23 protein-coding genes are annotated in these 21,275 nt (G+C 70.9%); 8 read left to right on the top strand and 15 right to left on the bottom strand.

All coding sequences use genetic code 11. The features are described 5' to 3' along the window. Positions 1 to 236 precede the first annotated feature (236 nt). On the top strand, positions 237 to 1,001 hold the full coding sequence (locus tag FPJ27_RS09305; protein ID WP_204422679.1) for a DUF4397 domain-containing protein: 765 nt from the start codon (positions 237 to 239) through the stop codon (positions 999 to 1,001). Between the two features lie 66 nt (positions 1,002 to 1,067). Here FPJ27_RS09305 and FPJ27_RS09300 read toward each other — a convergent pair whose 3' ends face one another. Continuing rightward, on the bottom strand, positions 1,068 to 1,622 hold the full coding sequence (locus FPJ27_RS09300; protein ID WP_204422678.1) for a DUF3005 domain-containing protein: 555 nt from the start codon (positions 1,620 to 1,622) through the stop codon (positions 1,068 to 1,070). Between the two features lie 208 nt (positions 1,623 to 1,830). Then, positions 1,831 to 2,082, bottom strand: a complete 252-nt coding sequence (locus FPJ27_RS09295) for a hypothetical protein (RefSeq protein WP_177318337.1) — start codon at positions 2,080 to 2,082, stop codon at positions 1,831 to 1,833. Positions 2,083 to 2,313: 231 nt separating this feature from the next. On the opposite strand from FPJ27_RS09295, the gene FPJ27_RS09290 reads away from it, so the two are divergent. The 3 genes from FPJ27_RS09290 (at position 2,314) to FPJ27_RS09280 (ending at position 4,242) form a co-directional block, all read left to right on the top strand. Beyond that, positions 2,314 to 2,469, top strand: a complete 156-nt coding sequence (locus tag FPJ27_RS09290) for a hypothetical protein (RefSeq protein ID WP_204423265.1) — start codon at positions 2,314 to 2,316, stop codon at positions 2,467 to 2,469. A gap of 73 nt (positions 2,470 to 2,542) precedes the next feature. Continuing rightward, on the top strand, positions 2,543 to 3,700 hold the full coding sequence (locus FPJ27_RS09285; protein WP_204422677.1) for a LysR family transcriptional regulator: 1,158 nt from the start codon (positions 2,543 to 2,545) through the stop codon (positions 3,698 to 3,700). A 65-nt stretch (positions 3,701 to 3,765) separates the two neighbouring features. Further along, positions 3,766 to 4,242 (top strand): DUF1090 domain-containing protein, encoded by a 477-nt coding sequence (locus tag FPJ27_RS09280; RefSeq protein WP_239483271.1) that lies wholly within the window; start codon positions 3,766 to 3,768, stop codon positions 4,240 to 4,242. A 76-nt stretch (positions 4,243 to 4,318) separates the two neighbouring features. Here the strand turns inward: FPJ27_RS09280 and FPJ27_RS09275 are convergent, their stop codons facing one another. Next, on the bottom strand, positions 4,319 to 5,881 hold the full coding sequence (locus tag FPJ27_RS09275; protein WP_204422676.1) for an MFS transporter: 1,563 nt from the start codon (positions 5,879 to 5,881) through the stop codon (positions 4,319 to 4,321). Between the two features lie 100 nt (positions 5,882 to 5,981). Between FPJ27_RS09275 and FPJ27_RS09270 the strand changes: the two genes are divergently transcribed. Further along, positions 5,982 to 6,860 carry a LysR family transcriptional regulator gene (locus tag FPJ27_RS09270; protein ID WP_204422675.1) on the top strand — a complete coding sequence of 293 codons (879 nt, stop codon included), beginning with the start codon at positions 5,982 to 5,984 and terminating at the stop codon, positions 6,858 to 6,860. 155 nt (positions 6,861 to 7,015) lie between these two features. After that, on the top strand, positions 7,016 to 8,005 hold the full coding sequence (locus tag FPJ27_RS09265) for an ABC transporter substrate-binding protein (protein ID WP_204422674.1): 990 nt from the start codon (positions 7,016 to 7,018) through the stop codon (positions 8,003 to 8,005). A gap of 51 nt (positions 8,006 to 8,056) precedes the next feature. Here FPJ27_RS09265 and FPJ27_RS09260 read toward each other — a convergent pair whose 3' ends face one another. Next, positions 8,057 to 8,437: a phage protein NinX family protein gene (locus tag FPJ27_RS09260; protein WP_204422673.1), complete on the bottom strand. Its 381-nt coding sequence runs from the start codon at positions 8,435 to 8,437 to the stop codon at positions 8,057 to 8,059. A 226-nt stretch (positions 8,438 to 8,663) separates the two neighbouring features. Here FPJ27_RS09260 and FPJ27_RS09255 point away from each other — a divergent pair, with 226 nt between their 5' ends. Together FPJ27_RS09255 and FPJ27_RS09250 are read left to right on the top strand one after the other, a co-directional pair. Beyond that, the gene (locus FPJ27_RS09255; RefSeq protein ID WP_072436484.1) at positions 8,664 to 9,746 is read left to right on the top strand and encodes a glycosyltransferase family 2 protein; all 1,083 of its coding nucleotides are present in this window, start codon (positions 8,664 to 8,666) and stop codon (positions 9,744 to 9,746) included. A 14-nt stretch (positions 9,747 to 9,760) separates the two neighbouring features. Next, positions 9,761 to 11,023, top strand: a complete 1,263-nt coding sequence (locus FPJ27_RS09250; protein WP_072436483.1) for a glycosyltransferase family 87 protein — start codon at positions 9,761 to 9,763, stop codon at positions 11,021 to 11,023. On the opposite strand, the gene FPJ27_RS09245 is transcribed toward FPJ27_RS09250, so the two are convergent. The 11 genes from FPJ27_RS09245 to FPJ27_RS09195 all read right to left on the bottom strand — a co-directional run bounded on the left by FPJ27_RS09245 (position 10,987) and on the right by FPJ27_RS09195 (position 21,240). Further along, a complete protein-coding gene (locus FPJ27_RS09245; protein WP_204422672.1) occupies positions 10,987 to 12,027 on the bottom strand; it encodes a TadG family pilus assembly protein in 1,041 nt (346 codons plus the stop codon). The two genes, FPJ27_RS09250 and FPJ27_RS09245, sit on opposite strands and share 37 nt — an antisense overlap. Then, complete coding sequence (locus tag FPJ27_RS09240; RefSeq protein WP_072436481.1) at positions 12,020 to 12,448, bottom strand: TadE family protein; 429 nt, start codon at positions 12,446 to 12,448, stop codon at positions 12,020 to 12,022. Before FPJ27_RS09240 ends, FPJ27_RS09245 begins: the two co-directional genes overlap by 8 nt. Further along, on the bottom strand, positions 12,445 to 13,305 hold the full coding sequence (locus FPJ27_RS09235) for a tetratricopeptide repeat protein (protein WP_204422671.1): 861 nt from the start codon (positions 13,303 to 13,305) through the stop codon (positions 12,445 to 12,447). The genes FPJ27_RS09240 and FPJ27_RS09235 overlap by 4 nt, the downstream gene beginning before the upstream one ends. Next, positions 13,302 to 14,246, bottom strand: a complete 945-nt coding sequence (locus FPJ27_RS09230; RefSeq protein WP_204422670.1) for a type II secretion system F family protein — start codon at positions 14,244 to 14,246, stop codon at positions 13,302 to 13,304. Before FPJ27_RS09230 ends, FPJ27_RS09235 begins: the two co-directional genes overlap by 4 nt. Continuing rightward, the gene (locus FPJ27_RS09225; RefSeq protein WP_204422669.1) at positions 14,243 to 15,220 is read right to left on the bottom strand and encodes a type II secretion system F family protein; all 978 of its coding nucleotides are present in this window, start codon (positions 15,218 to 15,220) and stop codon (positions 14,243 to 14,245) included. Before FPJ27_RS09225 ends, FPJ27_RS09230 begins: the two co-directional genes overlap by 4 nt. Beyond that, positions 15,217 to 16,638: a CpaF family protein gene (locus FPJ27_RS09220; protein WP_204422668.1), complete on the bottom strand. Its 1,422-nt coding sequence runs from the start codon at positions 16,636 to 16,638 to the stop codon at positions 15,217 to 15,219. Before FPJ27_RS09220 ends, FPJ27_RS09225 begins: the two co-directional genes overlap by 4 nt. Continuing rightward, on the bottom strand, positions 16,635 to 17,858 hold the full coding sequence (locus tag FPJ27_RS09215; protein WP_204422667.1) for an AAA family ATPase: 1,224 nt from the start codon (positions 17,856 to 17,858) through the stop codon (positions 16,635 to 16,637). The genes FPJ27_RS09220 and FPJ27_RS09215 overlap by 4 nt, the downstream gene beginning before the upstream one ends. Positions 17,859 to 17,880: 22 nt before the next feature. Beyond that, positions 17,881 to 18,264 (bottom strand): CpaD family pilus assembly lipoprotein, encoded by a 384-nt coding sequence (locus FPJ27_RS09210; RefSeq protein ID WP_072436476.1) that lies wholly within the window; start codon positions 18,262 to 18,264, stop codon positions 17,881 to 17,883. Positions 18,265 to 18,279: 15 nt separating this feature from the next. Beyond that, on the bottom strand, positions 18,280 to 19,659 hold the full coding sequence (locus tag FPJ27_RS09205) for a type II and III secretion system protein family protein (protein WP_204422666.1): 1,380 nt from the start codon (positions 19,657 to 19,659) through the stop codon (positions 18,280 to 18,282). Positions 19,660 to 19,721: 62 nt separating this feature from the next. Next, on the bottom strand, positions 19,722 to 20,741 hold the full coding sequence (cpaB, locus tag FPJ27_RS09200) for a Flp pilus assembly protein CpaB (protein WP_204422665.1): 1,020 nt from the start codon (positions 20,739 to 20,741) through the stop codon (positions 19,722 to 19,724). Positions 20,742 to 20,760: 19 nt separating this feature from the next. Then, positions 20,761 to 21,240, bottom strand: a complete 480-nt coding sequence (locus FPJ27_RS09195) for an A24 family peptidase (protein ID WP_204422664.1) — start codon at positions 21,238 to 21,240, stop codon at positions 20,761 to 20,763. Positions 21,241 to 21,275: the final 35 nt, after the last annotated feature.

The following is a 21,275-nucleotide window of genomic DNA, read 5'->3' as shown; positions in this document are numbered from 1 at the left end:
CATCCCGTGAGTAGTTTTGCCCTGCCGGTGCGTCGTTTCGGGCGCTCACGCCCGTACGCCTGTCCGTGCGCGCTTCCTGCCTCGATTCGTCGTCCGCCGCGCAGGCACACCGCTTGCGCCATCCACGCGCCCGTCTCCCCGGCGGACAGCATCCTTCACCCAACCTGCGCTGCGCACCGCGCGAACCAGCGCGGCGTTCCCGCATCGCCAGCAGGTTCCCTGAACGAGAGGACGACATGAAATCAATACGAACACTGGTGGCCCTGTGCTCAGTCATTTCCTTGCTCGCGGCGTGCGGCGGCGACGGCAACGACGTCGGCACCGAACTCGGCATCTCGAAGCCGCAGGCGCGCTTCATCAACGCGGTACCGGCCGGGCCGAACCTCGACTACTACCTGAACGCGAAGATCGACCAGTCGGGCGTCGCGTACAAGGGCGTGACGCGCTATCACGACATCGACTCGGGCACGCAGAACGCGAGCTACGACATCTCTGGCACGACGACGACCATCGCCGCGCAATCGTTCAGCGCGGCGAACGGCCATCACTACACGACGATCGCGCTGCCGAGCAAATCGTCGGCGATTTCCGTCATCGACGATCCGTACAACAAGGGCCTGCTGTCGGACAAGGCGCGCGTGCGCAGCTTCAATGCGTCGCCGAACGCGCAGAACGTCGACGTCTATGTCGTTCCGCCCGGCACCGACATCTCGACGCAAAGCCCGACGCTGGCGGGCGCGGCCTACCAGAACGCGGTACCGGCATCGACGCAGGATTCGATCTACCTCAATGGCGGCAGTTATCAGGTGATCGTCACGGTGGCCGGCAGCAAAGCACCGATCCTCAAGACCGCGCCGGTCACCATCAACAACAACGCCGACTGGCTGCTCTTGACGATTCCGTCGGGCGGAATCGGCGACGTGACGCCGAACGACATTCACGTGCTCGTTGCACAAGGCAACGACGCCGATACGTCGGCACTGGAACTGGGCCCGCAGTAAGGGCTCCAAACGGTCGCGGCGGCCGGTGCGGTTGCGCCGGCCGCCGGATGATCTCCAGCCTCGGCGTCAGTCGCCCCGCTCGAAACGGATCACATGCTCGGCGCGCGTGCCGGTGCCGTGCTCGACAGCAATATCGACATCGCCGACATGGCGCACGCGCCAGCCCGGCCGCGTCGCGATCTGCGGCAGGTTGCCGGACGGGCGGCTCTCGATCCCGCCGAGCCCTTCGTCGGGCGTATCGACCGCGTCGGCGAGCGACGCATTCGAATAGATCACGTTGTCGTGCCACTCCGATGCGCCCGCGGCCGCTTCCTTGCCCTTGCCGTCGACGTCGACCGTGTTGTCGGTCGTCGCCATGTTCGCGTTGTCGAGCGTGACGATCCGGCCGGCCGCGCGCCGCACGGGGTCTCCGCTGTCGACCGCGTGCGCGCCGACGTCGATCGGCGGCAGGCCGGTCGGCATTTTCCCCGCGACCGCCTCCGGCGTCAGCGGGCGCCGCGCCACCTCGGCGGCCTGGGTCGCCGCGTCGGGCATGTCGCCGGCCGCCGGCGTCTTTACCGGGCTCTTCTCGATCTGTTCCCGCTGCTTTTGCGGGTCAGCGTTCGATTCCGCATTCTGCATCGCACCTCCTGTCCGGCCGGCGTGCGGCGGCTCGAGCCGGCGCCGCCGGTCCTGGAATCGCTACAACGGTCCTTGCAAATCTTTCATGCGCACGGCCGCACACACGCGCGCCACCCGGCGCACGTGCGAAGCCCGCACGGCACTCGATCCGCGAACGGCGCACTTGCGCGCGGCTTGCGCGCCGTCCTCCCAGTCGTTCAGCCGCCCGTCAGCCGCCGCTCGCGCCGCCCGGCGCGGAAGCCGCGCCCGGCATGCTCGCGGCGCTTCCGGCCGCTCCGCTGCCTGGCATGCCGGACGGTGCGGTGGACGGCGCGGCCGACATGCCGCTCGTTGCGCCCGACTCGGAACTCGCCCCGCCGCTGTCGCTCTTCTTCTGGCAACCCGCGCCTGCCGCAAGGCCCGCGATCAGGATGCCGGCGAAGACGGCTCGCGATACATGACGAAATGAATATCGCTGCATGACACCTCCGCTGATGTCGATGTGGATGGAGCCCGCTGACGAGCAATTCGCATGCCGCGCCCGGCCACCACTGCCGACGCCATTCCATTCATTTTTCAAATGACGCCCAGCCGAATATTTAATTTCCCATCATCGCGCCGGCCACCCATACTCGCGAACAAATCCGGGACATAAGGTCCACGGCGGCCGGCCGGCGCAGCGTGTACACGCTGCCGGTTTCGCGCCCCGCACATGGAAGGAGACAACGGCGTGCGACTGGAAGCCACTCACCGCCCGGGCCTCGTGCCCGGCGCGGACGACGCCTCGCATCGAATCGACACGGCCACGCGCGACCACGCGCCGAGCCCGAAGCGGATCGTCGGCTGGCCGGGAACCTTCGCAAAATGACGGGCTGCCGGCCGGCTGCCGCGTCGCGCTCGCGCTCGCGCTCGGGCTCTGCGTCGCCGGGAGGCGTATCGGCATGCGGGACCCGCTAGCCCCGAACGCCCCGCCCCGCGACGCGTCCGCCACCACGGACGTGCTCGACGTACTGGATGCACGGCTGATGCGCATCCTGCTCGTGCTGCTGACCGAGCGCACCGTGTCGCGTGCGGCCGTGCGCCTGAACATGTCGCAGCCGGCGACGAGCGCCGCGCTCAAGCGCCTGCGCACGCTGCTCGGCGACCCGCTGCTCGTGCGCAGCCGCTACGGGATGGTGCCGACCGAGTTCGGCGCGCGGCTGATCGAACCGCTGCGCAACGCGCTGCGCGTGATCGACTTCATCCGCATCCAGCAACCGACATTCGACGCGCGCACGTCGGTGCGCACCTACCGGATCGGCTGCCCCGACTATCTGAACGTGCTGTTCGTGCCGAAGCTCGTCGCGCTGTTCCGCGAGCGCGCGCCGAACGCGCAGCTCGTGTTCCATCCGCTCGGCGACGGCTTCGACGACGAGCGCGCACTCGCCGACGGCGAACTCGACGTCGTGATCGACAATCGCCCGGCCCGCTCGTCGCGGTTCCGGCAGGACGACCTGTTCGACGACCGCGTCGTATGCCTGATGCGCGCGACGCACCCGCTCGCGCGGCGCGGCGCGACGACAACCGCCGATTTCGCGGCAGCGCCGCAGCTGTGCCCGACGCCGTCGTGGCTCGAAGCGTCCGGCGCGATCGATCGGCAGCTCCAACGCGTGGGCCTGCAGCGGCGAATCGTCGTCACGCTGCCGCACTTCGAACTCGCCGCGCATGCGCTCGTGCGCTCCGACATGATCCTGACCACCACGTACCGGCTCGCACGGCACTACGCGAAGCTGCTGCCGCTCGCCGCCATCGCGCTGCCGGTCGAACCGCCCGATATCGTGTACCGGATGACGTGGAACGAATCGGGATCGTGCGTCGAAGGCGTGCGCTGGCTGCGCGCGCTGATCGCCGAAGCGACGCGCGGCTGGCTCGACACCGAGGCCGCGCTGCCGGCGGTTGCAGCAGTTGCGGCCATCCAGGCGGCCGACGCGCCCGCCGCCCCTGCGTCCGATACGTCGCGCTCGCCCGTGCGGCGTCGCGCCACGCACTGCGGCAGCACGCGCGGGGCGCCCATCGCACGCGCGACGCGTTCGCATCGCTCGACAACGAAGCCGAACTGAATGCAGCGCGGCGGCGCCCGCTGTAAGCCCCGTCCTATTTACTCGCGGCGAACGCGCTATGCACAATGACGGCATTCGAAATGCGTCATCCGGAATTCGAGGGCATGCCGATGAAAACCTACCTGATTGCCGTGGCCGCACCGGTCGTGCTGCTGGCCTACTCTCCCGCGTTCGCCGACACGCAGGATTGCGCGACGCGCATCCGCGCGCTGCAGACGCAGATCGACCATGCGAAGCGGTTCGGCAATACGCAACAACTGATGCGCCAGCAGATCGCACTCGCGCAGGTCGAGGAAAACTGCACGGACGCCGGCCAGCTTTCGCGTGCCGAACGCAACGTGCAGGACAAGCAGCGCGACGTCGAACAGGCTCGTGGCGACGTGCGGGACGCGCGGGCGCGCGTGCGCGAAGCCGAGGCGCACGGCGACGCGCGCAAGGTCGAGAAGGCCCGGCGCAAGCTCGCGGACAAGCAGGACAAGCTGCGCGAAGCGACGCGCGACCTGCACGATGCCGAAGCCGATCGCAATGCGTTGAAGGGTTGACGGAACGCGCGAGCCTGACGGCTCGGTCGGCGCGCCACCCTGCGCGGCGACCGCGAAGCATGCCCAAAGCGCTTCGCTACGCGTCGCGCATCGGTTGCGCAAGCAACTTGTATGCAGCGACTGACGTAACGAGCGCGAGCACGCCGCTCACCGTCAGCGCATCGGCAAACCCGCTCGCGAACGCGACGGGCGCCGCCTGTGCGAGCGCGCCGGCCGCCGACGGCGGCACGCGATCGAGCGCCTGCGCCAGATCGCCTGCCAGCAGGCTCGACATGAACGGCGCATCGGCGAACGCGCGCAGGCCGGGCGCGGCGGACAGCAGCCGGTCGAGCCGCGCGTGCGTGCTCGCCGCCAGCACCGCGCCGAGCACGCCGACGGCCGTCACGATCGCCGAGAAGCGCGTCGTCGTGCTGATGCCCGACGCCATGCCCGTGCGGTGCGGCGGCACGCACGCCATGATCGCCTTCTGCGTATCGCCGTTCATGATCCCTGCGCCGCATCCCGTCACGAACATGCCGATCGCGACGAGCCGGTAGTCGCCGCTGGCGGTCAGCGCCGCGGTCGCGAGGTTGCCCGCGCCGATCAGCGCGAGCCCGCCCGCCAGCACGCCGCCGGACGATGTGCGCGCGGCAAGCGCCGCGCCGAGCGACGGCCCGGCGATCATCGCGAACGCGAACGGCAGCATCCCGAGGCCCGCGTCGATCGCCGACATCCCGAACGCGTTCTGCAGGTAGAGCGGCAGGAACGTCATCATCACCTGCGCGCACGCCGCATAGCCGAACATCGCGAGCACGGCGCCGACGAAGCGCGGCTGGCGGAACAGCGCGAGATCGATCATCGGCCGCGCCTGCCAGCGCTCGGCGCCGATGAAAGCGGCAAACAGCGCGGCGGCGAGCGCGAGCCGGCCGAGCGTCGCGGCCGACAGCCAGCCGTGCGACGGCGCGCCGATCAACGCCGCGATCGCGCACGCGAGCGCCGCGCCGAACAGCAGGCTGCCGGCGGCGTCCACGCGTTTCGCGTGCGGATCGCGCGATTCGTCGATCGCGGCGCGCGCGCCGATCGCCAGCAGCGCACACACCGGCAGGTTCAGCAGGAACACCCAGCGCCAGCCGATCCATTGCGTGATCGCGCCGCCGACGAGCGGCGCGATCGCCGTCGCGATCCCCATGCACATCCCCCAGATCGCCCACGCGCGCGCCCGTTCGCGGCCATCCGGAAAGCGGTTCGCGATCACCGCGAGCGCGGCCGTCAGCAGCAGCGCGGCGCCGCCGCCCTTAAGCGCGCGCGCGGCGATCAGCCAGCCGGCCGACGGCGCGACGCCACAGCCGAGCGACGCGAGAGAAAACAGCGCGAGCCCCGCGCCCAGCATCCGCTTGCGCCCGAAGCGGTCGGCGAGGCCGCCGGCCGGCAGCAGGCAAGCGGCGAACGCGGTCATGTACGCGCTGACGACCCATTCGATATCGGCGAAGCTCGCGTGAAAACCGCGCGCGATGCTCGGCAGCGACACGGCGACGACGTTCGTATCGAGCACGATCAGCGAACAGGTCGCCGACGCAACGGCAAGCGTCGCGGCGGCCGGCATGCGGGCGCCCGCGTGCGGGGCGGCGGTCGCGCGCGACGCCGGTGAGGACTGGGACATCGGCAACTCCTGAGCAGGATGAACGAGCCGTATGCTAGGCTTGCCCGGTATTGCCTGTCATTGACACTCCAATGCTGTTTTATTGACGAAAATTGCAATCATGGACCGGCTCGAATTCCGTCACGTGCGCGCATTCCTGAGCGTCGCGCAGCACCTGCATTTCGCCCGCGCGGCCGAAGCACTGGACATGGCGCCGCCCGCGCTCACGCGGCAGATCCAGGAAGCCGAACGCGTGCTCGGCGTGCGGCTCTTTCACCGGTCGCGCCGCGCGGTCACGCTGAGCGCGGCCGGCGAAGCCTATCTCGCCGAGGCAAGCGCCGCATTCGAGCACCTGCAGCGCGGCCGCGAACTCGCCGCGCTGGCCGAGCGCGGCGAACTCGGCCGGATCGAGATCGGCTACGTATCGTCCGCCGTCTATTCGGGCACGCTGCAGCGCACGGTCGGTGCGTTCCGCGCCGCACACCCGCGCATCGAGCTGAACCTGCGCGAAGTGCCGATGGACGATGTCGCGAACCAGCTCGACGCGGGCCGGCTCGACCTCGCGTACGTGCGCCCGCCGCTGCCGCTGCCCGGCGGCCTGCGGATCGTCACGCTGCAGCGCGACGTGTTCGTCGCGGCCGTGCCGGCCGATTCGCGCTACGCATCGATGGCGGCCGTGCGCGCGGCCGACCTCGCCGACGCGCGCTTCGCGGTACCGGAACAGGAGCTCGGCACGCTCGAAGTCGCACGCCGCGGCCGCTTCGCGCCGGTGATCGCCGCGCGGCCGGGCGGCTTGCTCGCAGTGCTCGCGTGCGTGTCCGTGAACGGCTGGGTCGCCGTGATTCCCGATGCGCTGGCCGGTTGCGTGTCGCTGCCGGGCGTCGTGTACCGGCCGATCGCCGGCAAGCCGATCATGTCGGAGCTCGCGCTCGCACATCGGCGGTTCGAAAAGGCGCCGGCGGTGCGGGCATTCCTGCGCACGGTTTCGCCAGCCGCATAAGCCGCCCGCGCGCGTCGGGCGTCGCGATCGGCCACCCCGGCCGCCGCCGCGCGAATATGCATTTCACGATTCGATGTTTGTCGGCCGGAAACCGATTCCGTAACCTGCCCGGCAGCCGCGCCGCTCGCGCGCGGATCACCGAGGACATGCCGCCGATGAACCCCTCTTCCGCCACGGCACGCCGCCGCGTGCTGCAGCGTCTTGCCGCCTTCGCCGCCGCGCCGCTCGCCGGCGGCATCGCACTGCCCGCCCGCGCGGCCGGCGCCGACCTGTCGGGCGTCACGCTCGTGCTCGGCGACCAGGCCGGCGGCCTGCGCGCGCTGGCCGAAGCCGCGCACGTGCTCGACGGCACGCCGTACCGGTTCCGCTGGGCCAATTTCCAGGGCGCCGCGCCGCTGTTCGAGGCACAGCGCGCGGGCGCGATCGATCTCGCGCCGGCCGGCGACCTGCCCGTGCTGACTGCCGCGCTCGGCGATCCTTCGCTGCGGATCGTCGCGACGCGCGTCGGCTCGCCGGCGTCGCTCGGCATCGTCGTGCAGCCCGACTCGCCGGTCCGCACCGTCGCCGACCTGAAAGGGCAAACCGTCGTCGTGTCGTCCGCGCGCGGCAGCATCTCGCAATATCAGCTGTACGGCGCGCTGCGCGAGCACGGCCTCGCGCCGCGCGACGTCGACGTGCGTTTCGTACTGCCCGTCGATGCGTTCGCCGCGTTCGAGGCCAGGCGGATCGGCATCTGGGCGACCTTCGACCCGTACTACGGACATGCGGTACGACGCGGCGCGCGCATCGTCCGCGACGGCAGCGGCATCAATTCGGGGCTCGCGTTCCTCACGTCGCCGGTCGATACCCTCGACGACCGCGCGAAGCGCGCGGCGCTCGCGGACGTGCTCGCACGGCTGACCCGCGCGGGCCAATGGGCGCTCGCGCACCCGGCCGACTACGCGACCGTCTATGCGTCGCTGACGCGCCTGCCGCCCGACGCGGCCATCGACATCGCGCGCCGGGCGGCGCTCGCGCAGCGCAGCCTCAGCGGCGCCGACATCGACGTGCTGCAGCGCGTGGCCGATCGCGCGGCGGCGGATGCGATCCTGCCGCGGCGCGTCGATGTCGCGTCGATCGCGATCCGGAATCTGTCCGCCGGATAGAAGGCGGGAGGCGCCGGACGCAACGAGCGCCGGGCGCTGCAACGCGACGGGCTACGCTCGGCGCGGTTTCGACATGTCGAGATCCGGCACGTCGTCGCCGAACGTCGACGCGACGAGCGTGCGCATCGCGGCAATCAGCAGCGTCGGCCCCGACTGGTTGAGCGTGCAGCGCTCGCCGGCGGCCGGCACCGCGCGATGCAGCACGGCCCGCCACGCGCCGTGCCCGCCGTCGCGCTCGAACGCGGCGAACGGCAGCCGCTCGACGATCGGGCCGCCGTCCGTCCACGAAGACGACGGCGCGAACGACACGCTCGCGCCGCCCGTCTCGCGGATCGCCCGGCATGCACCGCCGGCGACGCACGGCGCGCCGAGGCCTTCGGCCAGCGCCACCCAGTAGTCCAGCGCTGCGCCGTTCAGGTCCTGAACTTGCATCGCGCCCTCCTTCGACATCGAATATCCTCGTCCCGGCGCCCGCGCGCCCCGCCGGCCGTCGGCGAGCCGTGCGTCGACAGCGCAACAGCCCGCCGCGCAACCCGCGCATCGGTATTACGAATCGTCGATTTCTGCCTACAATGATCGTAACGCCTGTCGTCCGGCCTGCGGCGGACGATAACCGGATCAATACGGTGCAGCGCAGGCCGGATCTCTCGGGGGACGCATGCCCACGCACGCCAGAAAGCCGCTGGTCTCGCTCGTCGTGCCGTTTCACGACGAAGACGAAACGATCGACGCATTCTTTGCCGAAACGCTGCCCGTCCTCGAGTCGCTCGACACGGTCCGCTTCGAGATCGTCTGCATCAACGACGGCAGTCGCGATCGCACGCTCGACCGGCTGCTCGAGGTCATGGCCGGCGACCCGCGCGTGCGCGTCGTCGATCTCACGCGCCGCTTCGGCAAGGAGGCCGCGCTCACCGCCGGCCTCGACGAAGCGGCCGGCGCCGCGGTGATCCTGATCGATGCCGACCTGCAGGACCCGCCCGCGTTGATCCCCGCGATGATCGAGCGCTGGCTCGCGGGCGCCGAGGTCGTTGCCGCGAAGCGCACCGACCGCATGTGCGATCCGTTGATGCAGCGCTTGGCCGCCGCGCTCTACTACCGCGTGCACAACCGGCTCTCCGAAGTCGAGATGCCGGAGAACGTCGGCGATTTCCGGCTGATGGACCGTCAGGTCGTCGACGCGCTGCGCGCGCTGCCCGAGCGGAGACGCTTCATGAAAGGCCTGTTCGCGTGGGTCGGCTTTCGCACCGCGATCGTCGAATACACGCGCGCGCCGCGCAGCGGCGGCCGGTCGAAATTCTCCGGATGGAAGCGCTGGAACTTCGCGCTCGAAGGCATCACGAGCTTCAGCACGGTGCCGCTGCGCGTGTGGACCTACGTCGGCCTCACGTTCGCGATGCTCGCGCTCGTCTACGGCGCGTTCATCGTCGTGCGCACGCTGCTGCTCGGCAACCCGGTGCATGGCTACGCGTCGCTGATTTCCGTCGTGCTGTTCATCGGCGGCATCCAGCTGGTCGGCATCGGCGTGATCGGCGAATATCTCGGCCGCATCTATCACGAGTCTAAGCAACGCCCGGTCTATCTGGTGCGGGGGCGCTACCGCGCCGAGCGGGATGCCGCCGCGCATCCGGCGTCGAAACTGCTGCAGTTCCCGCTCAAGCGCGCGCACGCGGCGCGCCGCCGGCCGGCGACGCCCGCGGTCGCGGGCGCTGGCCACGCCGCCAGGAAAATCTCCGTCAAGTAACCGGCACGCGTCGCATGGACATTCCCCGGCAATCGACGCGCTCGGCGGAGCGCCCCGTCCGCGCATGGCTGACGCCCCGGCGCGTCGTCGCGTACAGCGCGTTCGTGCTCGTGTTCCACGTGCTGTTCCTGGCGATCTGGGCGTACGTGATCCGCTACACGCCGGGCACCACCATCGCGAGCCCGGGTGCCGACTACTCGGTCTTCTGGTCGGCGTCGTACGTAATGCTGCACGGCGCGCCATGGCAGGCGTACGATTTGCCGACCTTCTCGCGGCTATCGGCCGCGTTGTTCCCGTATTTCCGCGGCGAAGGCTTCGTCGCCTGGCTGTACCCGCCCACCTACCTGCTGCTCGTGACGCCGTTCGCGCTGCTGCCCTTTGCGATCGGTTATCCGCTGTTCGTCGCGTTCGGCATCGTCGTGTTCGGGTTCGCCGCGTGGCGCGTGTCGGGCCTCGGCGCGACGCCCGGCGTGCGGCGCGTCGGCGCGTTCGCGCTGGTCGGCGCCCCGTGCGTGTTCGTCACCGCGATGCTCGGGCAGAACGCGTTCCTGACCGCATCGTGCGCGGCGCTGGCCGTCTACTGGGCCGACAGGCGGCCGATGTGGGCCGGCCTCTGCATCGGCCTGCTGTCGGTCAAGCCGCAGATGGCGCTGCTGTTCCCGTTCGTGCTGGTCGCCGCGCGCGCGTGGCGCACGATCGCATGGGCCGCGCTCGCCACCGCCGCGTTAGGCGCATTGAGCGTGCTGGTGTGCGGCGTCGAGTCGCTGCCCCTGTTCGTCGCCAGTACGGGGCTCGCGCGGTCGCTCATTCTCGAGCATGGCGTGATGTTCTGGTTCGCGTCGCCGACGCCGTTCGCGGCATTTCGCCTCGCCGGCCTGCCGCTCGGCGCCGCGTATGCCGCGCACGCCTGCGTCGCGGCGATCGCGATCGCGGCCGCATGCATCGTGTGGGCGCGCTCGCGCGACACCCGCGTGCGCGCCGCGGTGCTGGCGGTTGCGACGCTCGCGGCGAACCCGTACGTGTGGCATTACGAGCTCGCATGGCTCGGCATCGCGATCGCCTGCATGCTGGCGACCGGCTGGCGCGACGGCTGGCTGCGCGGCGAGCAGGCCACGATCGCGCTGATGTGGGCGCTGCCGCTCTACGAATACCTGAATCCGTGGCTGCAGCTGCCGCAGATCGGCCCGGCCGTGACGCTCGCCGCTCTCCTCGCGCTGCTGCGCCGCGCGCGCTCCGGCGCTCACAGCGCGAGCCGCGGCGGCACGTACACGCCGTAGTAAGGCCCGACGCCGGTCGCGACGCCGGTCATCTTCACGCCGGCGACGAAGTGGCCCTGGATGTACTTGTACGTGCCCCCGAGCGATACGTCGATGTGGAACGCCGCGAACGCGACGATCGGCACGTAGGTGCTGGTCGACGTCTGCGTGACGACCGGCAGCACCACCGTCGTGCCGACCGGCACCGACGTGTAGAGCGTCGCCTTCACGCCGGTCGCGAGGTAGATGCTGTCGCCGATATTGAGCGTCGTCGGGTTGCCGGTCACCATCAGCCCGCCCATCGTCGTCGTGTCGGTCGCCGTCGACTGGAACGACGTCCACTGCCCGCCCATGCACAGCGTGCCGTAGGTCTGGCCGTTCGTGATCGAGAACTCGTACGGCTGGCCCGTCAGCGGATTGATCAGCGGCTGGTTGGTCGCCGCGTTCCAGTACTGGTTGTACACGCACTGGTCGATCGCGATCGGAAACAGTCCGCCGGCCGCCACCCCGCCCGGCGCGGCCAGCACCGCCACCGCGGTCGCGCTGCCGGACGCGCCGGGAATCCCCAGCAGCCCGCCGAGCAGCAGCGGAATCGAGCCGCCGTTCACGCCCGGCGCGCGCGTCACGGTGACCTGCACGGCCGGCACGTCGTACGAGCCGGGCGTGATGGTCGTCGCCTGCATGGATGCGGGGCTGCGCGTCACGTTCCAGTAGCCGGTGGTCACCGTGCCGGTCGACAGCGCGGCGCCGGCCGCCGAGTTCTGCGCGATCACGCCGTTTGCCGCCGGCGCGGCCTGCGACCAGTTCAGCGCGCCGCCGCTCGGCGACATCATCGCGTCGGCCCCCGCGAGCGCGGCCGCGTCGGCGGCGTTCTGCAACTGGTTGCGCACCGTGGCCACCCACGCGACGTCGATCGCCAGCGCGCCGAACGACAGCAGCGGAATCAGGAACAGCAGGAAGAACAGCGCGACCGAGCCGCGCTGCCGCGCGGGGCCGGGAGCGCGCGTGTCGCCCGCGTCATTCATAAAGCATCACCGAGGTGGCCGAGACCGTCACCGGGCCGGTCAGCGCGCTGAACGCGGAACCGAGCACCATCCCCGAATACGTGTAGGTCACCGTCACCGTCAGCGCGGTGCCCGACGTCGTGCCGTTCGCCTGGGTCACGGTCACGGCCGGTGTCGTCGGCGTGCCGCCGGTGATCAGGCTGTTCTGCATGTAGGTCTGCGCGACGTTGGCGATCTGCGTCGTGGTCAGCATCGGCACGCGCAGCATGACGCCGGCGCGCGCGGCCTCGCGGCTCGCGTTCGTGATGACGGCCTTGTCGCACAGGATCAGGCTCGTGTCGATGATGCCGATCAGCACCATCAGCAGGAACGGCAGCATCAGCACGAACTCGAGGGACACGACGCCGCGCGCGCGGCGGGCGAGCGTCGCCCCGCGTGTCATTTTGCGGCCCCCGCTCCCGGCGGCGCGACGCCCGACTCCAGCGCCGCACCCGACAGCGGCGGCGCGCCGCCGGCAGCCCCGCGCGACGCGAGCCGCGCGCGCACCGCCTGGTAGAAACGCAGGTTGTCGGCCACCGCCGACGCGGGCAGGTCCGCGGACAGCAGCTTCTTCGCCGAATCGGTGTTGCCGAGCACGCCATACGCGAACGCGAGGTTCTGGCGCGCCTGCCACGGCGCATCGGGCAGCCCCGCGACGTCGAGCAGCACGTTCACGCCCTCGCGCGGCCGGTTGCTCAGCACGAGCGACAGCCCGAGGTCGATGCGCAGCCCCTGCGCGTCCGGGTGCGCGCGCAGCGCGTCGCGATACACGGCCTGCGCATCCGCATGGCGCCCCTGCAGATCGAGCACGGTGCCGAGCCCTTGCGCCGCGAGCGGATGGTTCGGCTGCGCGGCCAGCAGGTCGCGATAGCGCTGCGCGGCTTCGTCGAGCCGGCGCTGCCGCAACGCGACGCGCGCGAGCCCGAGCCGCGGGCCGAGCTCCGCGGGCGACTGCCGCTGCGCTTCGTCGTAGAGGATCCGCGCGCGCTCCAGGTCGCCGGCGCGATAGTTGACGTCGCCGAGCCCAAGCCGCGCCGCGAGCGACTCGGGATGCTTCGCGAGCACCTTCTCGTACAGCGTCGACGCGAGATCGACGTTGCCGCCCGCGAGCGCGCTGTCCGCGATGCGCAGTTCGGCCTGCGGGTCGTCGCTCTTGTGCGACAGCACCGGCCGCGTCTGGACGCTCGGCGCGCCGCAGCCGCCGGCCAGCACCGGCAGCACGGCCGCGAGCGCGAACATGCGTACGACGGATCGTGTCATTTGAATACCTCGAGCAGGCGGATCGCCGCCGGCCCCGCCGCGATCAGGCCGACCGTCGGCAGGATGAACAGCATCATCGGCAGCGTGATCTTCGGCGCGAGCTTCGCGGCCTTTTCCTCGAGCGCGACGATCTGCTCGGTGCGCTCGCTGCGCGACAGGGTTCGCAGCGCCTGCGTGATCGGCGTGCCGAACCGCTGCGACTGCGTGAGCGTCGTCGCGAGCGAGCGCGCCGACGAGAAATCGACGCGCGTCGCGAAATGCGTGAGCGTCGCGGATACGTTGCCGCTCAGCGTGAGTTCGTCCGCGCACACCGTCAACTCGTCGGCGAGCGGCGGGCAGATGCGCGCCAGTTCGTGCGCGACGCGCCGGATGCCCGAAGCGAGGCTGTTGCCGGCCATCGTGCAGATCACGAGCAGGTCGAGCGCGTCCGGAAAGCACGCGGCGATGATCCGCCGCCGCCGCCGGATCATCGCGCCGAGCACGTACTCGGGCACGATCACGCCGATCACGAACGCGGCGATCATCGCCAGCGCGCGGATCACGAAGTATTCGCCGAGCCGTGGAATGTACGGGCTGAACACGATCGCCACGCCCGCGAACAGCACGCCGCAGCTCAGCTTGATGCCGATCATCGACGACACCGCGCGGCGGTCGCGAAAGCCCGCGCGCGCCAATTGCAGGCCGAGCTTCACGCGCTGCATCGGGTCGAGCACCGGCAGCCGCTCGCCGAGCTGCGCGAGCCGGCGCGTCAGGCCCTGGCGGACCTCGCCCGGCTGCAGCCGCCCCGCCGCGAGCGACGGCGCGCGCTGCCCGGCCGCCTGCTGTACGCGCATGGCGATGCGCCGGCGCGTGCCGCCGCCGGGCGTGACGAGCGCCACACCGACGCAGGCGAGCAACAGCAGCAGTTCGAGGCCGCGGGCGGCCAGCATCGACATCGTCATCGCGCGGTATCCAGTCTCGAGATCTTGCGGATCGCCAGCAGCCCGACCGTCAGCAGCCCGGCGGCGATCGTCAGCATCGTGTTGCCGGCGTGCGTCGTGAACAGCAGCATCACATATGGGCGGTTCACGAGGAACAGCGCGCCGATCATCACGAACGGCACCGCCGAAATGATCTTCGTCGTGATCCGCCCTTCGGCAGTCAGCGCGCGGGTCTTCAGGCGGATGTCGCGGCGCGTGCGGATGATGCTCGACAATTCGTCGAGCGTCTCGCCGAGGCTGCCGCCGGTTTCGCGCTGCAGCAGCAGGTAGACGGTGAAGAACGAGAAGTCCGCGATCATCAGCCGGTCCGCCGCCTGCGTGAGCACGTCCTTGAGATCCGCGCCGACCCGCAGGCTGTCGCCCATCGTGCGGAACGTGGATCGCACCGGCTCGGCCGCGCCGTCGCCGACCGTGCTGATCGCCTGCGTGACCGGAATGCCCGCGCGCACGGCCCGCACGATCAGGTCGATCGCGTCCGGGAACGCTTCGAGAAAACGGATCCGGAAGCGCTCGACCAGCGAGCGGTAGCTGGCGCGCATCGCGAGCAGCGGCAGCCCGATGCAGATCAGCGGACGCAGGAAGTCCGGCGGCCCGATCAGCTTCACCGCGACGATCGCCGCGATCGCGCCGCCGATCGTGCTGGCGACGACGATCCGCATGCCGGCTTCGCCGCCCACCGCGCGCACGCGCGTCAGGTGGCGCCGCAGCCACGTGCGCGCGCGGCCCTGCCGGCGTTCGAGGTTGAACAGCGCGACGCCGGAGCCGGCGGACGCGCCCGCATCGCGGCCCGCGAGCAACGGCGACAGGTGCCGCATCCGCTCGCGAATGCGCTGCGCCGGCGTGCGGCGTGCGCGATCGAGCAGCGACGACAGCGCGAGCCCGATCCCGAGGATCACGGCGAACGCGCCTGCCGCGAACAGGTCGGCGGCCCTCATTGGCGGAATACCTCGGCAAGCGCGTCCTCGACGCCGTAATACGCGGCGCGCGGCGCGAATGCCGGCCGCAGCGACGACGCGTCGAACACGCCCTTGACCGCGTCGCGCGTCGTGTCGCCTTCCTGGCGGAACGCGAACAGGTCCTGCGTGATGACCACCTCGCCCTCCATCCCGACGATCTCGGTAATCCGCGTGACGCGCCGCACGCCGTCGCGCATCCGCTCGACCTGCACGAACAGGTGCACGGCGCTCGCGATCTGGCGCCGGATCGACAGCAGTTGCAGGTTCGCGTTCGCCATCATGACCATGCTCTCGAGCCGGCTGATGGCGTCGCGCGGCGAGTTCGCATGGATCGTCGTCATCGAGCCGTCGTGGCCGGTGTTCATCGCCTGCAGCACGTCGAACGCCTCCGGGCCGCGAATCTCGCCGAGGATGATGCGATCGGGCCGCATCCGCAGCGCGTTGCGCACGAGGTCGCGCTGCGAGATTCCGCCGAGCCCCTCGGTATTCTCCGGCCGCGTCTCGAGGCTGACGACGTGCGGCTGCTGCAGTTGCAGCTCGGCGGCGTCCTCGATCGTCACGATTCGTTCGTGCTGCTCGATGTGCTGCGACAACGCGTTGAGCATCGTCGTCTTGCCCGAGCCGGTACCGCCCGAGATCACGATGTTCAGCCGGCACAAACACGCCACCTTCAGCACCTGCAGCATCGGATGCGAGATGTTGCCCTGATGCGCCATCCGCGCGAGCGTGATGTCGCGCTTCGCGAACTTGCGGATCGAGATCGACGGGCCGCGCATCGCGATCGGCGGCAGCACGACGTTCACGCGGCTGCCGTCGGCGAGACGCGCGTCGACCATCGGGCTGCTCTCGTCGACGCGCCGGCCCACCGCCGCCGCGATCCGCTGCGCGACGCTCGTCACGTGCGCGTCGTCGCGGAATTTCAGCGACGTGAGCTCGAGCCGGCCCGCGCGCTCGACGTAGACCTGGTCGGGCCCGTTGACGAGGATGTCGGTGACCGTCTCGTCGGCGAGCAGCGGCTCGATCGGGCCGACGCCGAACATGTCGTTCAGGATCGCGTCGACGATCAGCACCTGCTCGCCGGCCGTGATCTTCAGTCGCTCGCGCTCGACCGTGTGCGCCGCCACCTGCTCGATGCCCGCGCGCACTTCGTCGCGCGTCTTCATCAGCGCCGCCGACATGTTCATCGACGCAAACACCGCGGTGCGGATCGCGTCGAACTTGCCGGAGCGGATCAGCGCCTCGTGGGTGTCGGCGGCCGCGGGCGTGCGAGCCGACGGCGGCGCGGGCGCGGGTGCGGACGCGACCGCCGGCGCCGGCGCGCGCGGCGCCGCGGGCGAGGCCGGTGCGGGGTCCGGTGCGGAGTCCGGCGGCGGCCGGTTGCGGTTACCGAACGTCACGATCCTTTCCTCCATTTGACGAAGCGCGCGTACCACGGCTCGGCGACGGCCATCGGTTCGCCGGTGATGCCGTTCGCAAGCTGCCGGATCCCGTCCAGGAAGCCGTGGCGCTTCGCATCTTCGATCGGCTCGCCGAGGTTCTCGGCGACCGCCAGCGTCTGCGGCTCGTGCGGCAGTTCGCGCAGCGACGCGCCGCCGAATGCCTCCGCGAAATCGGCCGGCTCGACGCGGCCCGCGACCGGCGCGAGCGGGTTGTTCAGCGCCATCGACAGCAGCCGCTCGCCCGGCAGCTCCTGCACGAAGCGTGCGAGCCGCGCGGATTCGTACGCGGCATGCACCGAGCGGTCGGCGACGATGTAGACGAGATCGGACGCCTCGAGCGCATCCTCGAACAGCTTGCCGGCGCCGCTGCCGACGTCGAACAGCACGTAGTGGAAGCGGTCCTTCAGCATGTCGACCAGGCGCGCGACCACCCCGTCGCTCAGCGGCACGTCGGCGCCGTACGCAAGCTCGGCCGACAGCACGTGAAGGCGATCGCCCTTCGTGACGAACATGCGGTCGAACAGCGCGTCGTCGGGACGCTGCTCCATGTTCAGCAATTCGACCAGCCCGTTGTTGCTGGACAGCCCGAGCATCGAGTTCGCGCCGCCGCCATGCAGGTTCAGGTCGATATACGCGACGCGGCGGCGCTTCTCTCCCGCCAGGCAGCGCGCGAGGCTCACCGCGATGGTCGTCGTGCCGACGCCGCCGCGTGCGCCGACGAAGCTGACGATCTTGCCGGTGCGCACCTGCACGACCGATTCCGTCGCCGTCAGCGCGCGCCGCATCAACTCGACGGTCAGCGGCTTGACGATGTAGTCCTGCACGCCGATGCCGAGCAGGTTGCGAAACAGCCCGACGTCGTTCTGCGTGCCGATCGCGACGACCCGCACCGACGGATCGCACACGTCGGCGAGCCGCATCAGGTCCGACACCGGCAGCACCGAATCCGACACGTCGATGACCAGCTGGCGCGGCGAACGCTCGTGCTGCTGCAGCAGCCGGATCGCGTCGTCGCAGGTGCCCGTCTGCAGGTGTGCACGCGTGATCGACAAATCGTGCGCGACGCGCCGGATCACGTCCTCGCTGCCCGGATCGGACACGACCGCGACGAGATCCGTCGCTCCGGCTGACGCGGCGCGCTTGGCGTTCTGGCGATCGAGGACGTTCATGGGCGACATCGCGATGGCCTCGGGAATCGGTTCAATGGCCGGGCGAGCCGGTCGTCGTCTGCGTCCTGCCGGGCGTCGGCTGCTTCACGCGATCCTCGACGTAGCGGCGCACCGCACCGGCCGCGACTTCCGCGTCGGCGCCGCCGTACGGCACGGGCGCGACGAGATCCTGCGGTCGCGCGAGCATGGCCGCGAGGTTCGTGTAGGTCGCGCAGCCGAACGGCACGCCCGGCCGCCCGAAGCCCGCATCGACGAGATGCGACGGCTGCATCAGCTTCGCGCAGTCGGGCGCCACCGCCTGCACGCCGTCGAAGCCGATCGATCGCGCGTCGGGCAGGTTCAGCGGCGGCGGCGCCGACATGCAGCCCGCCAGCGCCAGCGGCAGCAGTGCGGAGACGGTGGTTCGAGCTCGCATGGGCGCTCCTCCGGTTCAGTACACGAAGCCCGCGGCGCCGACGAGGCGCGGCGTGTCGCCCGACAGCAGGTCGAGCCCGAGGTTGCGCTGCACCGCGAACTCCAGATCGCTGCTCGGCCGCGCGACGGTGTCGATCGCCTGCTCGAGCTGGCCGGGCCCGGTCGGCTGCACGATGTACGGCGTGACGATCACGACCACCTCGGTCTTGTTGTCCTGGAAATTCTTCGACGAAAACAGCCGGCCGATGATCGGCAGCCGGCCGAGCCCCGGGATCTGCGACACGGTGTCGGCCGTCTGGCTCTGCAGCAGCCCGCCGATCGCGAAGCTCTGCCCGCTCGACAGCTCGACCGTCGTCTCGACGCGTCGCACGGTGAGCGCCGGCACCCTGATGCTGCCCGTCGTCACGCTGTTGCTCGCGTCGACCTCGCTCACTTCCGGCCGCACCTTCAGGCTGATGCGGTTGTCGGAGAGCACGGTCGGCGTGAAGTCGAGCGATACGCCGAACGGCTTGTACTCGACCGTGATCACACCCGTGTTGCCGCTCTGCGCAACCGGGATCGGAATCTCGCCGCCCGCGAGGAAGCTCGCCGTCTCGCCCGACATCGCGGTCAGATTCGGCTCCGCGAGCATCGTGATCAGCCCTTCCTGATCGAGCGCGTCGAGCACGACGTCGATCGACCAGCGCCCCGCGCGGAAGCCGCCGAGCACCGAGAATGCGCCGGTCGGCGACAGGTTGAACAGGCCGTTCGTCGGGTCGAACAGCGTGCGCCCGTTGAACAGCCCGCCGACGAAGTTGCCGGCGGCGCCGAGCGAGCTCCAGTTGATGCCGAGCTGCTGCGTGACGTTGCGGCTCACCTCGGTCACCCGCACGCGCAGGTTCACCTGGATCGGGCGCGACAGCGTCAGCCGGTTGACGATCTTTTCCTTGTCGTGCAGGTACGGCGCGAGCGACTGCATCACGGCGTCCGCGTCGGCCGCGCCCGGCACCTTGCCCGACACCATCAGCGAGCCCGGCGCGCCGGACACCGACAGCTTCAGCTGCGGAAAGCGGCTGTCGAGCACCGTCTGCAGCGACGCCGTGTCGACCTGCACGATCACCGTCCTGCGCAGGATCGGCCGATGGTTCGCGCCGAGCGCGATCAGCGTGGTCGTGCCGGCCTTCTTGCCGAACACGAACACGGTGCGCGGCGACGGCACCTGAATGTCGGCGACGGTCGGATCGGCAACGAACATCGCGACCGCCGGCTCGGGCAGCGACAACAGCTCGCCCTTGCCGGTCGCGATCGACAGCGGCGCGCCGGCGTCCGGCGCGCGCACGCCCTGCGCGAACGCGACGCCGGGCGCGACGAGGCCGGCCAGGCACCAGAGAGCGATCCAACGAACGATGCGCACCATGCGTGTTCCCGTCATCCCGTCAAATGCCGGCCGCCGCGCGGCCGGCCCGCTCCGTCGATCCGTCATTGCGGCACCGCCGCCCGCGGCGGCTGCGCCGTCCCGTCCGCCGCCGCGACATTGCCGCCGCCCGGCAGCGCCGGCATTCCCTGCAGGCCGGACGGCAGCGGCGGCAGGCCCGGCGTGCCGGTGCCGCCGCCGCGCGACCCGTCGTCGATCGAGGAACCGCGATAGATCACGACCGTGTTGTTCTGTCCCGTCGGCCGTGCGCCGCCGGCCGCCGGCCCGGCGGACGGCGCGCGCGCGGCCTCGCGGGCCGCACGCGACACGTCGCCCGCCCACACCGGCTGCGTATCCGGCTCCTGCTCGTCGCCGCCCGCCGCTTGCCGCCGGTCGCTGGTCGCGAAGCTGCGCAGCGCGAGCGACAGCGAGCCGAGGCGCGTCGCGACCAGCACGACCTGCGCGGTGCGCGGCGCGACCTCGAGCGTGACCGTACGCGCTCGCGCCGTCGCGTCCGGCGCACTCGCGGGCGTCTTCGCCCGCTGGAATTCCGAGCCGACCGCAAGCACGCGCGCGCGCCGCACGACCGTCTCCGCTTCGAAGGTGCCGGGCGACGTCGCCGAGCCGCCGATCTGCTGCGTGAGCACCACGTCGACAAAGTCGCCCGGCTGGATCAGCCCCGCGTTGCCCGACACGTCGTCGACCGGCACCGAGATCGCGCGCATGCCGGGCTGCAGCGCGGCCGCGAGAAAATCCGGCGCGTCGGCCGGAATCACGTTGTCCGTGCGAATCGGCGTGCCGGCGCCGACGCGGTTGCGCAGCAGCGCGCCCTTCAGGTCGGCGCCCGGCTGCGACTCGACGAATGCGCCCGGCGGCACCTGTGCGCGCGGCATGCGCTTCCATGCGAGATCGTTGTCGCGCAGCAGCAGTCCTTCCGGCAGATCGGCGGCCGCGACACGCACGCGCGCCTGATCCGGTGCGCCGGGTGCCGACGGCGTCGACGCGGCAACGTACAGTTCGCGCAGGATGAATGCGCCGATGCCGGCAGCGATGATCAGCACGGCCATTCTCAGAGGTTTGGGCATGGCGGCGCGCGTCCCCCGGCTAGGTAAGCGAAACCGCGTGCGGAAACGGCGCCCAGACGGCCAGCGCACCGCCGAGCGCGAGCGCGAGCCCGTACGGCACGCCGCGCGCGGCGACCGCGCGGGCAGGCGTGGCGCGCCGCTGCCAGGCGACGGCCGCGAGCGCGGCGAGACCGCATAACGCGCCACCCGCGCCGACGATCGTCAACACGGGGAACGCCAGCGCCGGGCCGGCCCACAGGAATACCGCCGCCGCCAGCTTGACGTCGCCGCCGCCGATCCAGCCCGCGTGGCGCAAGCCGCCGAACAGCAGCAGCATCGCGGCGGCGGTCGCGAGGTGGCCGGCCAGCGGCGCGAACCCTTCGCGCACGAGCGCCGCCGCGACGAAATACAGCATCGCGAACGCCAGCACCGCGCGATTGGACAAGCGCCGGTCGCGCAGGTCCTGCGCCGCGAGCGACGCCAGCACGACCGTGGCCACCGACTGCACGAGAGTGAGCATGGGAGAGCCGTCCATCGGCGCACCCCCGGCTGGAT

It is taken from the genome of Burkholderia sp. MS455, assembly GCF_016899445.1.
GTDB classification, from domain to species: Bacteria; Pseudomonadota; Gammaproteobacteria; order Burkholderiales; family Burkholderiaceae; genus Burkholderia; species Burkholderia pyrrocinia_C.
The sequence above is the reverse complement of the archived record's forward strand: the minus strand, read 5'-3'. Positions and strand labels throughout refer to the sequence as shown.

Coding starts and splice junctions, on each gene's coding strand:
- FPJ27_RS09305 (WP_204422679.1), top strand. CDS start 237: ATGAAATCAATACGAACACTGGTGGCCCTGTGCTCAGTCATTTCCTTG.
- FPJ27_RS09300 (WP_204422678.1), bottom strand. CDS start 1,622: ATGCAGAATGCGGAATCGAACGCTGACCCGCAAAAGCAGCGGGAACAG.
- FPJ27_RS09295 (WP_177318337.1), bottom strand. CDS start 2,082: ATGCAGCGATATTCATTTCGTCATGTATCGCGAGCCGTCTTCGCCGGC.
- FPJ27_RS09290 (WP_204423265.1), top strand. CDS start 2,314: ATGGAAGGAGACAACGGCGTGCGACTGGAAGCCACTCACCGCCCGGGC.
- FPJ27_RS09285 (WP_204422677.1), top strand. CDS start 2,543: ATGCGGGACCCGCTAGCCCCGAACGCCCCGCCCCGCGACGCGTCCGCC.
- FPJ27_RS09280 (WP_239483271.1), top strand. CDS start 3,766: ATGACGGCATTCGAAATGCGTCATCCGGAATTCGAGGGCATGCCGATG.
- FPJ27_RS09275 (WP_204422676.1), bottom strand. CDS start 5,881: ATGTCCCAGTCCTCACCGGCGTCGCGCGCGACCGCCGCCCCGCACGCG.
- FPJ27_RS09270 (WP_204422675.1), top strand. CDS start 5,982: ATGGACCGGCTCGAATTCCGTCACGTGCGCGCATTCCTGAGCGTCGCG.
- FPJ27_RS09265 (WP_204422674.1), top strand. CDS start 7,016: ATGAACCCCTCTTCCGCCACGGCACGCCGCCGCGTGCTGCAGCGTCTT.
- FPJ27_RS09260 (WP_204422673.1), bottom strand. CDS start 8,437: ATGCAAGTTCAGGACCTGAACGGCGCAGCGCTGGACTACTGGGTGGCG.
- FPJ27_RS09255 (WP_072436484.1), top strand. CDS start 8,664: ATGCCCACGCACGCCAGAAAGCCGCTGGTCTCGCTCGTCGTGCCGTTT.
- FPJ27_RS09250 (WP_072436483.1), top strand. CDS start 9,761: ATGGACATTCCCCGGCAATCGACGCGCTCGGCGGAGCGCCCCGTCCGC.
- FPJ27_RS09245 (WP_204422672.1), bottom strand. CDS start 12,027: ATGAATGACGCGGGCGACACGCGCGCTCCCGGCCCCGCGCGGCAGCGC.
- FPJ27_RS09240 (WP_072436481.1), bottom strand. CDS start 12,448: ATGACACGCGGGGCGACGCTCGCCCGCCGCGCGCGCGGCGTCGTGTCC.
- FPJ27_RS09235 (WP_204422671.1), bottom strand. CDS start 13,305: ATGACACGATCCGTCGTACGCATGTTCGCGCTCGCGGCCGTGCTGCCG.
- FPJ27_RS09230 (WP_204422670.1), bottom strand. CDS start 14,246: ATGACGATGTCGATGCTGGCCGCCCGCGGCCTCGAACTGCTGCTGTTG.
- FPJ27_RS09225 (WP_204422669.1), bottom strand. CDS start 15,220: ATGAGGGCCGCCGACCTGTTCGCGGCAGGCGCGTTCGCCGTGATCCTC.
- FPJ27_RS09215 (WP_204422667.1), bottom strand. CDS start 17,858: ATGTCGCCCATGAACGTCCTCGATCGCCAGAACGCCAAGCGCGCCGCG.
- FPJ27_RS09210 (WP_072436476.1), bottom strand. CDS start 18,264: ATGCGAGCTCGAACCACCGTCTCCGCACTGCTGCCGCTGGCGCTGGCG.
- FPJ27_RS09205 (WP_204422666.1), bottom strand. CDS start 19,659: ATGGTGCGCATCGTTCGTTGGATCGCTCTCTGGTGCCTGGCCGGCCTC.
- cpaB (WP_204422665.1), bottom strand. CDS start 20,741: ATGCCCAAACCTCTGAGAATGGCCGTGCTGATCATCGCTGCCGGCATC.
- FPJ27_RS09195 (WP_204422664.1), bottom strand. CDS start 21,240: ATGCTCACTCTCGTGCAGTCGGTGGCCACGGTCGTGCTGGCGTCGCTC.